Here is a 13,214-nt window from a genome sequence, read left to right on the forward strand (position 1 = left end):
GCCACTCACACATAGTTTGTGTTGTTCTTGTCGCAGCTAAATAGCACAAAATGGCATTTGTAGAGTTTCCGCAGTTTTTGAACGACACTCATTAAAACGAGTGATATTTTCCTCCATAGAGCGTCCATATGAGGGTACCATTTGCGTAAGTTTTTCTCGCCAATCACTAGAGTTCATCTTATCACCAAAGCATCGTTCAAGCACCTGAAGCATAATATTCACCACGGTTGAAGCACCCGGAGACGCACCGAGCAACGCCGCCAAAGTGCCATCTTGTGAGGTAATCACCTCCGTGCCAAATTGCAAACTTCCTCTGCCATTCGCGTCTTTTTTGATGATTTGCACTCTTTGCCCGGCAAACATCGCTCGCCAATCTTTAAACTCCGCCGCAGGAATAAACACATTGAGCTTTTTCATTCTCTGTCTATCCAGCATTAGAATCTGCTTAATGAGATACACTGTCAAAGGCACATTATCAATTCCCGCCTGAATCATAGGCAAGAGGTTATTTGCGCGCATAGACAAAGGGAAGTCAAAAAAACTGCCGTGTTTCAAAAACTTTGTATTAAATCCCGCATAAGGTCCAAAAAGTAATTCTTTCTTGTCATTAATAATGCGCGTATCCAAGTGTGGCACAGACATAGGTGGGTCGCCAATAGAGGCTTTACCATAGATTTTAGCGTGGTGCTTATCGATAATATCGCGATTTTTACATACGAGCCATAGCCCACCTACAGGGAATCCACCATAACCCCTACCCTCAGGTATCCCACTCTTTTGCAATAATGGAAACGAACCACCACCAGCACCCAAAAATACAAACTTCGTCTTCACTTGTTTTTTTGTGCCATTTTGCTTATCAAGCACATCCAAAAGCCAAGCGTTGCCATCTTTATTAATATCACAGACTTTATGATTTACATAGACATCAAATCCATCTTTTTGGCTAAGCTTGTCCTTAAATTGTCGCACAATCTCGCCAAAATTGACATCACTACCCTCCTCCATATAGGTAACCGCTATACTCTGCTTGTCATCTCGCCCCTCTAGGAGAAGTGGCGCCCATTGTTTGATTTGATCTCTATCCTCGGAATAGTGCATATTTGAAAAAAGTGGGCAAGTTTTGAGCGTTTCATAACGTTGTTTCAAAAAAGACACGATATCATCTACGACAAAGCTAAGATGTGGCACAGGATTCAAAAAAGTTTTAGGCTCTTTGAGAATCCCAACCCGCACACAATATGCCCAAAACTCTTTGCTAAGCTCGTATTGTTGATTAATACTCACAGCCTTTGTAATATCAATACTACCATCTGCCTTTTTAGGTGTGTAGTTTAACTCACAAAAAGATTGATGTCCTGTCCCTGCGTTGTTCCAACACATACTGCTCTCCAACGCCACATCTTCAAGCATTTCATACACGCTTATATGCGCAGAAGGTTGAAGCTCCTTTATCATCGCCGCTAAGGTGAAGCTCATCACACCCCCACCAACCAAAACTATGTCTGCATCTTCACCCATTCTAACCCCTTTCTAAATGCCTATGTGGTATAATAACCAAATCTTTTCTGTCCGCTTTATAATAAGCGAAGTTTGTAAATAATGTTTATAAAAAGTAAAATAAAACTATACTTTAGTTACCAAAATCGCTTTTTTATTCTTAATGTTACATTTTTTAGAATCTGCCACTAAAATCTTAACGAATATACCTAGGGCAAAATTCAAAAAACTCATAACACATACGCGAAGCACAACACCAATTAAAATGTGCAGAAGCATATTTTGCAAATCTTTTAGGATTTTATCCCTACATAAAGTGTAGAAATATTTGCACTATATCCTTTCATAAAATAGCTTGTGATGGCACGAGTTTGGAGCTTTTTCTGTAAGGTTTGAGCACTCACAAAATCCTTTATGGAATTTGGCAGGTACTGATATGCGGCGTGATTATGCGAAATCAATCCCCCCACCAAAGGCAGAATCTTGCGTGTATAAAAGCGCATTAACCGCTGCAAAATCCCAACATTTTCATCATTCATAAATTCCAAAATGACGAGCACCCCGCCCTTTTTCAGCACACGCGCAAATTCATCGAGAGCAGAATCTAGTGCCACGACATTGCGCAAACCATAGGCAATTGATAGAATATCCACGCTTTCAGATTCTATATTGAGTGCTTTTGCTTCGCCTATTTCAAGTTTTAGCTTTTCATTGAGTGGAGCAAGCTTTTCTTTTGCGACATCAAGCATACCTTTTGAAGGATCAATGCCGCGCATTTGTTTTATTTGTTTATGTGCTTTTTTTGCCTGATTGTCCCAATGCCACAACATATCGCCGGTGCCACACGCCACATCAAGCACACATTCTATTTCATCTTTGCCTAATGCTTCAAACGCCTTTTTGCAACCCGTTACACGCCAAGTTACATCAATACCCAAGCTCATTACGCGATTTGCTCTATCATAGCTTGGTGCAATTTCATTAAACATATTCACAATTTGCTCTTGTTTATCACTCATCTTATGCCTTATTTAGAATCTAGATTCTTTTTTATACTCTCTTTTGAATCTGTGTCTTATGCTCACTCACAAACGCTCTAAGCTCATCAATCTGTGCGTTAGTCTGCACACTAGAAGTGCCACCAAGTGTATTTCGCGCGTTCATCGAGGATTCTAAATCCAGCACAGATTTTACCCCCGCCTTAATGCGTGAATCAACTTTTAGAATCTCACTCTCATCTAAATCGCTCAAATCCACACCCTTGCTTTCAGCTAAAGCCACCACGCGCCCGGTGATATGATGCGCATCGCGGAATGCTACATTACATTCACGCACTAAAAAATCTGCCAAATCAGTAGCGCTTATATGTCCTTTTTTTGCCATTTTAGCCATATTGTCAGTGCAGACACTCATAGTATCAAGACATTCTTTAGCGATTTTAAGACATATGCTTACATTTTTAAGCGCATCAAATACTCCCTCTTTATCCTCTTGCGTATCTTTATTATAAGCTAAAGGTAAGCCTTTCATCACGCTTAGTAAGCCCATAAGCGCACCATATACACGCCCACTCTTACCGCGCAAAAGTTCGGGGACATCGGGATTTTTTTTCTGCGGCATAATCGAACTTCCTGTCGCATACGCATCACTTAGGGTAATAAAGGCAAATTCTTGAGTGCTCCATAGCACAAGCTCTTCAGCCACACGAGAAAGGTGCATCATCACCATAGAAAGGCTATAAAGCATATCAAGGGCAAAATCTCTATCACTTACAGAATCCATTGCATTAAGCGTAGGTGCGCTAAACCCCAAAATCTCTGCAAGATATACCCTATCATTACCATAAGGAGTGCCAGCTAATGCTCCACTGCCTAATGGGCAAAAGTTATTGCGTTTATAGTCATCTTCCAAACGCTCTATATCGCGTTTAAAATTACACGCCCACGCCACGAGATGAAAGCCAAAATTTACAGGTTGAGCGTGTTGTAAATGAGTCATACCCGGCATAATGCTTTGTGTATGCTCTTTAGCAAGATTCAAAATAGATTCCATAATCTCTAAAAGCAAGGAGCGAATGAAACAATTATATTTTAAAACATACAAACGAAAATCAAGTGCGACTTGGTCGTTGCGACTTCTTGCAGTATGAAGTTTTTTACCTACATCACCAATACACTCTGTAAGAGCAGATTCTATTGCCATATGTATATCTTCATCACTTGCTTTAAATTGAAAATGACCCTCTTCTATATCCTGCGCGATTTTTGTAAGTCCATCTAAAATAAGCTCCACTTCATTAGGCTGCAAAACACCGATTTTACCGAGCATTTGCGCGTGAGCTTTTGAACCAGCTATATCCTCGCGCCATAGTGCATTGTCAAAGAAAATCGAAGCATTAAATTCCTCTAAAAGTGAGCTAGATTCTTGGCTAAATCGCCCTCCCCATAACTTCGCCATTACATTTCTCTATATAGGTTTGCACACTGTCAAAATAGCAATGATGATAAGCAAAATAGTGGGTATCTCATTAAAAAATCGAAAGAATTTGTGGTTTTTTGTGCAAGAAGCATTCCCCAAAGTTTTTATAAAGTATCCACACATAAAATGATAGATAATGAGACAGAATACACATACAAGCTTGATATGAAGCCACAAACCAGATTCAGATACTTTAAGAAAGACAGGATTTAACACAATCATTGTTATTCCCGTAAGTAAAGTAAGCACAAACGCAGGCATACCTATATATTTATAAAGTCGTAACTCTTGTAATTTTACGATATTTATAAAAGATTCGTTATCACGATGTTGCGCGTGATACACAAATAAACGCGGAAGATAAAATAACATTGCCATCCAAGAAACAAGCATAATGATATGAAATGCCTTAATGTATAAAAACTCCATTTTTGCTCCTTAAGCTCTAATAAAATTACTATTATACATTAACTTTTAAGGAAATTTGTAAGTTTGCTGCTTTATTTGCAGTTTATGATGGAGAGAAGAAAGAATAAGGCTAGAGACAACCCTCTAGCCTTTGAAAGTTTCAAAGGATTTTAGAATCCAAATTTAGCAAATGCAAGAGCTGAATGCTGCCATTTATCATTAGATACAGCGTAGAAAGGACTTCCTTTACCTGTCCCAACATATCCAGCACCTACTGAGAAATACATATTATCGCTATTTGTCCAAAGTTTTACTGAACCAACCGCAGAAAGCTCTTCGTAATCACCGCCAGCATAGAGCAAATCAAGTGCGACGCGTTTTGCTTCTACACCACCAAATACATACCAAGTGCTATGGTTATTTAGACCACTTCCTCCTAGATAAGCACCATAGCCTGCGCCGCTTAAGCCACCACGATAGCCATAGAATCTTGCTCTATCACCAAAATTTAAAAGATGGGCATCTTTGTTTTGGCTTACATATCCGGCTCCGAGCTTCCAAATATCATTAAATCGTAATTCCTCATCAACCCAAAAAGTTACTCCGTTTGTGTTCTTGCCCTTGCCTACTATATTATTTGTGCCATAAATACCTCGTAATGTAGTGATTGATTTGAGATTCCCACTACCAAGCTCAAGTTGCGCCTTTGCTCCAGCATTTAATATATCATCTGTGCCTGGACTATTTTTTGTTGTGTCGATAGAAGTGTTCATATCAGTGAGATAAGCCACAAAAGGTGAAACCTTTAACATACCAAAATCAAAATCCAACCCTGCACTTACAAGCTCACCAATTTTTGTGCTACTCTTATAATTTTGATAAGTATTAAAGCTTGAAAGTTCATAACCCATTCTATTATAGGCTTGTCCCGCACCAAGTTGAGAGTTTCTCCAATATGCCCAAAAGCTTACTGCCTTGCTACCGACATTGAGTGCAGCACCTTGCACATTGCCATAAATCCAATCTACGCCTGTATAATTTTTACCATCTTTGCCAAGATAAAACTGCCCCATATCAAAGCGTCCAAGAATAAAGCTTAAACTTCCACCATCATAGCGCAAATACGCATCGGACACATCACCATTTTTAGGAATAGCAATATCGCCTACATAATTATTTTGATGTCCTGTGGTATAGAATGGATATGCACCCCAACCACCAAGTCCCACGCTAAGAGATTGACTTAAACCAAGCTCAATTCCAACTCTTGCACTTACATCAGCATAAGCTCGTTGCACTTCTTTGCCATTTTTATCAGTAGTAGGCAACCCGCCAAACCCTTGATGATAAAAAGCACCTAAATGCCCAAATGGAATAACTTCTACAGCATTTGCACTCATTGCCAAAGCCGAAGCTGCAACAAGTGAAACATATACTACTTTCTTCATTTTGTCTCCTTATAAGTTTTTAAAAACTAACTTGTCCAAAAAGACGAGTTAGGAGATAATTCCTGCCATCGTTAGCAAAAACAGAATCATCTAGTGTAAAATCGGCATTATTTATCATTCCTATAACTTTAACACCCACTTTTATATTACTTTGTGGCTCAGATATCAATCCAACTTCCCAGTTAAAAATATTTTTTGTGCTAATAGAAGTGTGTCGTATAGCCGCATCAAGCTGCACATACTTTTTTAAATCATATTCCAAGAATCCATACAATGTGGTAGCATTATTATAAAATAAACCTTCTCGCCTTTCAAAGTAGCTACTTTGCCCAAAAGCATCAATGCCCCTTGCGCCACTTTTATTCATAGAGATGACGCCTCCACCAGCATTAATACCAGCCCATTTTGCGCCACCTTCTAACCATACAAAACCACCATCGCCACTTGTTCTTGAACCATCAATGACCTTATCATTTTTACCCGAAAATCCAAGAAAATGCATTTTTCCATAGAGAGTAAAGCTACCTGCAGGGACAGCCACTAGGACTTTTAATCCAAATGATACAAAATCATTTGGAGCCGTATATACATAAGGTGTAACCTGCAATGGAGAATTTGGCAAAATAAGGGACGCGCCTAGATACATTGCACCTACATCGCCAAATGGATTATAGAAGTTTGCCACGCGATAATTTGTAACATACGCATTTTTCCACGCCCAAATAAAATCAACCTGTAAATTTTCTATATCTTCATACTTTACCGCCGCTCCTTGTGTGTAGTGCTTTATCCACTCGCTATCGGTTTTAAATCTCCCAGCATATATACTAATGCGTCCGGGATTCACAAAACTTGCATTAAGTTCTGTCAAGACAAAGCCATCTTTTACTTGAGAAAAATCCCCCGTGTGTGCTTGGTAGAGTTTTGTTGCAGCCCACATAGAAGTGCCCAGCCCAATGCCATGATACCTTTGCGTTTGATACGCAAGTGAGACATTTGCATCGACAAAGCTCGGTGCGCCACCCGTCATACCTTGATAATACAACCCCATATGCCCGCTTGGACGACCAGTAAGAAGCAAACGCGCCCAATCAACTGCATTTGCAACCTCAATAAATCCAAATACACAGGCAAGAATCAAGATTATTCTTTTCATAAAATCCCTTTTAGCATAGATATTCTAATTCCTTTTAGAATCTGCATTACCTCTGTATCCAGCAAAAATAATTCCATAAGTTTGCAAAAGTCATAAAATGTGCAAAATAGAGAGTAGAGCTAGTAGAGAATCTTAGAGGATTGAGCGGAGCAAGATTATATTTTTATAATCACGCTATCGTGCATACACAAGTGCTTTCGCGTAGATTTTAATACATAAGAATCTACAAAATATCTTTATACCCGCAGTTTTTGCAGAGATCACAAGGTGCTATGCCCTCTTTGAGTAAATGCCTAAATCCCTTAAAAGAGGGGGATTCTAAAATATTTTTTATGCTTTGCTCTTTCACATTGCCAAAACTCGCCTTGCCTTTGTAATCAATACAGCAAGGCACAAGCTCCCCATTGCTTAGCACTCCACACTGCTTTATCGCACCATAGCACAATGGTTTGCGCGGATTTTTTTCCTCTCTTTGTGTTTTAGAATCTTTAAAAATTTTGCAATCTTTAGATTCTATCTCTACTTGATTATGAGAATCTAACCCACCGCGCATAGTATCCACCTTTTTTATATCCTCTTGCTCCCAGCTAAAGCTACGCGTAGCGTTTAGAAAAATCTTTGGTGCAAGTTTTATGCGAATATCTCTCCCTGCTAAAAACTGCTCCAAAACATAAGCGGATAAACCAAAAAAGCTTCTTATAGATTCTAAAATCATATTAAAATCTCTACTTTTTTGCAAAATATCATTTTGATGGAGGCGGAGATTGATAAAAATAGGTGAATTTGCGTGTATGCACGCCTCACAAAAGCTTAAGATTCTATACAAATGTGATGTATGAAGCAAAAGTGGATTTGCCAAAAATGCACTTAAAGAGAATGAAACCTGCACAAAAGGCTCTTGCAGCAAAAGTTCAAAATGTCGCTCTTTCAAAAATAAGCCGGTAGTTACCAAATCAATTTTAAGATGATAAGAATGCGCGATTTGTGTATAGTCCTCAAAGTTTTTCACGCTCAGCGGATCGCCAAGTATGTGAAAGCACGCGCGCTTTGTTTTGCCCTCTATTTGCCTACATATAGATTCAAAAACTTCCTTTTGCATTGCTCCACGCACACTTTTGCGCGAGTGGCTAGGGCAAAAAGTGCAGTTTAGCCCACAATAATCGCTTATCTCAATGTAAAATTTTTCAAATTGCGCCATTTTGATATGTCTTGTCTATAAATAGCGAGCAAATAGGCTAAAAAATGCCCAAAGCAACGCGCTATCGCTATTTTGTGTGCTTAGCTCATCTATGTCAAAATGCTTCAAATGATGATTTTTTAGCTTCGTGCAAACCTCCTCTAGCTCGTAGATTCTAGTATATGGAAAGGCTTTAGAATCTGTCATTATGGTTTCTATCAAATGCAAAGCAAGGTGATATGGGCTGTGGTGCGTTATTTCACTTGTTTCACTCGCACATACACGCTCAATATGCGAGATATAGGGCGATTCTTCACTTAAGAGTTGCAGAATCTTGCTTGAAAGTGCAGGGGAAAAAACCTCAAACGCCTTATGGAGACTAAAGGGTAAAGCTTTTGTATTGCTAATCTCACTATGGAGCATAAAACAAAGTGCCTCCTCAAACGCAAAGGCGCATTTCTGCATAAACTCCTTGCAGATTCTAAAGCTATACGCCCTACCCCACAACCTCCCAAAGCTTTTAAGCGTATCAAGGTAGCCAAGTTCTATATTTTCATCAATGCTATGTTTATCAAAATCAAGCATTCCACCAAGCGGCATAAGAGGCTGTATCGTCCTCACAAGCGGGTGATTACTATAAATATGCGGATTTGGATTAAGCGCGATAGCAATAACTCGCTGTGCGCCGAGTGCAAAGGCAAAATTTACAGGCAAATTATCATAGTATCCCCCATCAATATAGCCCTCCCCCTCAATCTCACACACGGGAAATGCCGGAAAGCACGAAGCGGAAGCGAGTAGCCATAGCGCAAGATTTTTAGCATTTAGCTCATTCTTTGCCTTTTCTATCGGGCTAAATGAGGGGAGCTTCACGCTCACTAAACCATAATCAATAGGTGAGCTAAAAAATGTGCTATCCACCATAGATTCTATAATTTTCTTAAGTGGAGTAATATCCATACCCTTGTGATTTGCATAGCTTTTCAAAAAAGGGAGGAGTTTGTCAAGATTCTGTTTATAGTAGTTTAAATCCGTGCGTAGATTCAAACCATTAAGCGCAACTTTTTCAATATCAATCTCGCGCCACAGCCTCAAAGCCCTCTCATAATCCCCCTGCACCATCATCGCACCATTAAATGCCCCTATACTCGTGCCCGTAATGATTTGATACTCTATGCCAATCTCTCTTAGCCCTCGCCACGCACCGATGTGGTACGCACCCTTTGAACCGCCACCACCAAGCACGATAGCTATTTTCATCGCTACTCCTTAGGTTTTGCATTATGATATTTTCTTTGCATTATTGATAATTTTAGAATCTAGTGAGAGAGATTATATCACAAGCTTTTTAAGCATTTATATATCATTAGGATACTAAATAATTTTTATATGAATTAACTCATAAAAGTTTATAATATTAATATAAACTTTACACAAATTTATCATTTTCTGCTATGATTGCCAATTTATTTTTGATTCTAAGGAGAAAAAATGGCAACAAAACATCAATTTGAAACTGAGATTACACAGCTTTTAGATTTAATGATACATTCATTGTATTCACATAAAGAGATTTTTTTGCGAGAGCTTATCAGCAACGCCTCTGACGCGCTCGATAAACTCTCTTATCTCACACTTACACAGGATAATCTTAAATCACTCGCCTTTGATGCGCGCATTGATATATCTTTTGATGAGGAGAAAAAAACGATTACAATCGAGGATAATGGCGTGGGTATGAACGAAGCGGATATGAAAGAACATCTAGGCATTATAGCAAAATCCGGCACAAAGAGCTTCCTAGCCCAACTTAGTGGCGATAAGAAAAAAGATTCTGCACTTATTGGGCAGTTTGGCGTGGGCTTTTACTCTGCGTTTATGGTGGCACATCGTGTCGTGGTAGAAAGTAAAAAAGCCGGTGAAGAAAAGGCATACGCGTGGGTGAGTGAGGGCAAAGGCGAGTATGAGCTTGGAGAGTGCATTAAGGATACTCAAGGCACAAAAATCACGCTTTATTTGCGCGAAGATGAGGCGCATTTTGCCTCTAAGTGGGAGATTGAAAGCATTATCCATAAATATTCTGAGCATATTGCTTTCCCTATTTTCCTCCATTTTACTGAATCTAGCTTCGAGGGCGAGGGCGATAACAGACAGGAGAAAAAAGAAGATAAAGTCTCACAAGTCAATACTGCTAAAGCTTTGTGGAAAATTCCAAAAGCCGAGCTTAAAGAGAATGATTACAAAGAATTTTATGCCACACTCACACACGATAACAACGAGCCTATGAGGTGGATTCACACAAAAGTCGAGGGAAATTTAGAATACACCACTCTTTTTTATATCCCTAAAAAAGCTCCGTTTGACCTCTATCGTGTGGATTACCAATCTGGCGTAAAACTCTATGTCAAGCGCGTATTTATCACTGATGATGACAAGGAGCTTTTGCCACCATACTTGCGTTTTGTGCGTGGGGTGATAGACAGCGAGGATTTACCACTTAATGTGAGTCGAGAAATTTTGCAACAAAACAAGATTCTAGCCAATATCAAATCCGCCTCCACAAAGAAGATTCTAGGTGAAATAGCAAATATCGCAAAAAAAGATGAGGAATACAAAGATTTCTATAAAGAATTTGGTAAAGTGCTTAAAGAGGGCTTATATAGCGACTATGAAAACAAAGAGAAAATTTTAGAACTTTTACGCTTTGATAGCTTCAAGGTAGAGAATCTCTCGCTCAAAGCCTACAAAGACGCAATGAGTAGCGAGCAAAAGAGTATCTATTATATACTAGGCGAAAATAAAGATTCACTCAAAAATGCACCTCTGCTTGAAAAATTCGCACAAAAAGGCTTTGATGTATTGCTTTTAAGCGATGAGATTGACGCGGTGGTTATGCCAATGGTGGGCGAGTATGACAAAACGCCCCTAAGGAGCATTAACTCCAAAGAGGCATTAGAGGAGCTAGGGGAAGATTCTATCCCTGAAGAAATTCAAAAGGCTTTTGAAGGGGTTGTGAAAGGATTTAAAGACGCGCTAGGAGGGCAAATAGCCGAAGTGAAACTCTCCACCCTAGGCGAAGCTCCACTCACGCTTATTAAAGAGGATTCTAATCCTATGATGGCAAATCTTATGGCACAAATGGGGCAAAAAATGCCAGAATCTAAGCCAACTATTGAGCTAAACATCACACATAGCATTTTTGAAAAGCTTAAAAACGCACAAGAGGACAAAATCAAACAAAGTGCACTTTTGCTCTTTGGGGCTGCGGTAGTGCTTGAGGGTGGTGCGCTAGAGAATGCGAAAACTTTTAATGCACAGCTCAATGATTTGATTTTAAGAAGTCTATAAGCTTATGGCTAACGCGCTTTAGATTTTGCAATAATTTATAGAATCTAAAAAGAATAAATCGCGCGTTTTGCTCTCCTCACGCAAAGCCAAACATACCAGATTCAATAAGCTACAGAATCTAGGTATGCTTAATATTTTATAGAAAAAAGTATGTTATATTTTTCACACGAACAGCACTTAAAAAATAAAAAATACAAATGGTGTAAAAAAATTGTCAAATTTTATTCCGCTTTATAGACTTAACGCTAGATTTATGCTACAATCGCTATTTTTTTAGTCTCTCTAAATTTCCACTTGTATATTGCTAAAGTGCGAAGTATTTAAGAACTTAAACCACAAATAATTTTAGGAGGTTGCCATGGGCTTTTTTGGTCGCTTGAACATTGGGACGAAGATTATCTCCGTCGTTTCGTTTATCGTTATACTCTGTGTCATACTGATTGTTCTTGTTGTTTCATTTTTTGCTTCGCAAACATTGGAACGCGAAAGTGATAATCTCTTAAGCAACACGGCTGCACGATACAAAAATCTTATCGTAGGGGCTACTGGTGAAATATTTTCATCTACTATAAGTGCAAATGCAGTAATAGAGTCGATGATAGGGAAAGGCTTTACGTTTGATGAGGGACAACTAATCAACATACTTGAAAATGTTGTAGATACAAACAGATATTCTGTGGGTGGCTTTATTATAATAAAAAAAGACTATACACAGAAAAATATCAAAGGTGATCATTACCTCTTGCCAACGGGCGAATTTGCAATCTTATCAATAGATGAAGATGCAGCATTAGGTGGTGTTTCTACAGGCATTATGCCCAAGGATTTGTTAGAGGAAATGCCTAGTATCTTAAACTCACTCAATAAAAGCAGCGTAGATATGACACCTTCGCGTCAAGTCAATATTAAGGGTAAGACACAATATCTCAAGGCTGCAATCGTTCCAATTATACAAAATGGTAAGCATGTGGGTGTTATAGGGAATTTCCTCAATTTGGAAATGATTGATGATATTTTGGCTTCCCCTGGTTTAAGAGTATTTGAAGGTGATAAAAGAATAGTAATTGACACCAATGGGTCAATCATATTTAATAGTGCAACGGAGGAGAGAGCTCAATGGCGTTCGCAAGATTTAAGAAATGTCAATACTCACCCTAGCGCAAAAGAGATAGTTGAAGCAGCAAAAAAACATCAAAGTGGAATTTATACATATACAAATATAATTGGTCAAAACTCAAAAGTAGCACTTAATAGTTTTGAAATATGGCCCGGTACCGACTTATGGTGGACCGTTGTTTCACTTGCACCATTTAGTGCAATCAACAAACCTATCGTTACACTACAAATAGCGCTTGTAATCGTGGGCATAGTTGCTGTTGCTCTTGTATCGCTTGTTATGTTTATATATATCAAGTCTACAATCGCAAGCAGAATTCGCCATATTTCGCATACGCTTTTTGAATTTTTTGATTACCTCAATCATAAAATCAAAGTAGCACCAGAACCACTTGTCATTAGGGGTCGTGATGAGCTTGGAGCAATGGGAGAGGCTATCAACGAAAATATTGCTTCTACCAAAAATGGTTTGCAACAAGATTCTAAAGCAGTGGAACAATCAGTCGCCACAGCCAAGACTATTGAATCTGGCGATTTAAGAGCAAGAATTACAGAAACACCTCATAATCCACAGCTTAATGAA

9 protein-coding genes and 1 pseudogene are annotated in these 13,214 nt (G+C 38.9%); 2 read left to right on the top strand and 8 right to left on the bottom strand.

From position 1 onward, the window contains the following. Window positions 1-36: 36 nt before the first annotated feature. The 8 genes from mqo to LS67_RS05905 all read right to left on the bottom strand — a co-directional run bounded on the left by mqo (window position 37) and on the right by LS67_RS05905 (window position 9,427). Window positions 37-1,521: a malate dehydrogenase (quinone) gene (gene mqo / locus LS67_RS05870; protein WP_034327273.1), complete on the bottom strand. Its 1,485-nt coding sequence runs from the start codon at window positions 1,519-1,521 to the stop codon at window positions 37-39. Between the two features lie 272 nt (window positions 1,522-1,793). Beyond that, window positions 1,794-2,519 (bottom strand): bifunctional demethylmenaquinone methyltransferase/2-methoxy-6-polyprenyl-1,4-benzoquinol methylase UbiE, encoded by a 726-nt coding sequence (gene ubiE, locus LS67_RS05875; protein ID WP_034327271.1) that lies wholly within the window; start codon window positions 2,517-2,519, stop codon window positions 1,794-1,796. 31 nt (window positions 2,520-2,550) lie between these two features. Then, on the bottom strand, window positions 2,551-3,957 hold the full coding sequence (gene argH, locus LS67_RS05880; protein ID WP_034327269.1) for an argininosuccinate lyase: 1,407 nt from the start codon (window positions 3,955-3,957) through the stop codon (window positions 2,551-2,553). A 9-nt stretch (window positions 3,958-3,966) separates the two neighbouring features. Beyond that, the gene (gene hemJ / locus LS67_RS05885; protein WP_034327267.1) at window positions 3,967-4,407 is read right to left on the bottom strand and encodes a protoporphyrinogen oxidase HemJ; all 441 of its coding nucleotides are present in this window, start codon (window positions 4,405-4,407) and stop codon (window positions 3,967-3,969) included. A 149-nt stretch (window positions 4,408-4,556) separates the two neighbouring features. Next, window positions 4,557-5,834, bottom strand: a complete 1,278-nt coding sequence (locus tag LS67_RS05890) for a hypothetical protein (RefSeq protein WP_034327265.1) — start codon at window positions 5,832-5,834, stop codon at window positions 4,557-4,559. A 19-nt stretch (window positions 5,835-5,853) separates the two neighbouring features. Beyond that, window positions 5,854-6,990, bottom strand: a complete 1,137-nt coding sequence (locus LS67_RS05895) for an Opr family porin (protein ID WP_034327263.1) — start codon at window positions 6,988-6,990, stop codon at window positions 5,854-5,856. A gap of 223 nt (window positions 6,991-7,213) precedes the next feature. Next, entirely contained in the window at window positions 7,214-8,188 is a 975-nt protein-coding gene (locus tag LS67_RS05900; protein ID WP_034327261.1) for a radical SAM/SPASM domain-containing protein, read from the bottom strand. A gap of 15 nt (window positions 8,189-8,203) precedes the next feature. Beyond that, on the bottom strand, window positions 8,204-9,427 hold the full coding sequence (locus LS67_RS05905; RefSeq protein ID WP_052099871.1) for a patatin-like phospholipase family protein: 1,224 nt from the start codon (window positions 9,425-9,427) through the stop codon (window positions 8,204-8,206). Window positions 9,428-9,658: 231 nt separating this feature from the next. Between LS67_RS05905 and htpG the strand changes: the two genes are divergently transcribed. Next, window positions 9,659-11,515: a molecular chaperone HtpG gene (gene htpG / locus LS67_RS05910; protein WP_034327259.1), complete on the top strand. Its 1,857-nt coding sequence runs from the start codon at window positions 9,659-9,661 to the stop codon at window positions 11,513-11,515. Between the two features lie 358 nt (window positions 11,516-11,873). Further along, a pseudogene (locus tag LS67_RS05915) lies at window positions 11,874-13,214 on the top strand (methyl-accepting chemotaxis protein); the annotation flags it as partial.

The organism is Helicobacter sp. MIT 03-1616, assembly GCF_000765685.2.
Classification (GTDB): domain Bacteria; phylum Campylobacterota; class Campylobacteria; order Campylobacterales; family Helicobacteraceae; genus Helicobacter_C; species Helicobacter_C typhlonius.

Bases quoted from the DNA above. Each gene is read 5' to 3' on its own strand.
- LS67_RS05905 (WP_052099871.1), bottom strand. From the start codon at position 9,427: ATGAAAATAGCTATCGTGCTTGGTGGTGGCGGTTCAAAGGGTGCGTAC.
- ubiE (WP_034327271.1), bottom strand. From the start codon at position 2,519: ATGAGTGATAAACAAGAGCAAATTGTGAATATGTTTAATGAAATTGCA.
- LS67_RS05895 (WP_034327263.1), bottom strand. From the start codon at position 6,990: ATGAAAAGAATAATCTTGATTCTTGCCTGTGTATTTGGATTTATTGAG.
- LS67_RS05900 (WP_034327261.1), bottom strand. From the start codon at position 8,188: ATGGCGCAATTTGAAAAATTTTACATTGAGATAAGCGATTATTGTGGG.
- argH (WP_034327269.1), bottom strand. From the start codon at position 3,957: ATGGCGAAGTTATGGGGAGGGCGATTTAGCCAAGAATCTAGCTCACTT.
- hemJ (WP_034327267.1), bottom strand. From the start codon at position 4,407: ATGGAGTTTTTATACATTAAGGCATTTCATATCATTATGCTTGTTTCT.
- htpG (WP_034327259.1), top strand. From the start codon at position 9,659: ATGGCAACAAAACATCAATTTGAAACTGAGATTACACAGCTTTTAGAT.
- LS67_RS05890 (WP_034327265.1), bottom strand. From the start codon at position 5,834: ATGAAGAAAGTAGTATATGTTTCACTTGTTGCAGCTTCGGCTTTGGCA.
- mqo (WP_034327273.1), bottom strand. From the start codon at position 1,521: ATGGGTGAAGATGCAGACATAGTTTTGGTTGGTGGGGGTGTGATGAGC.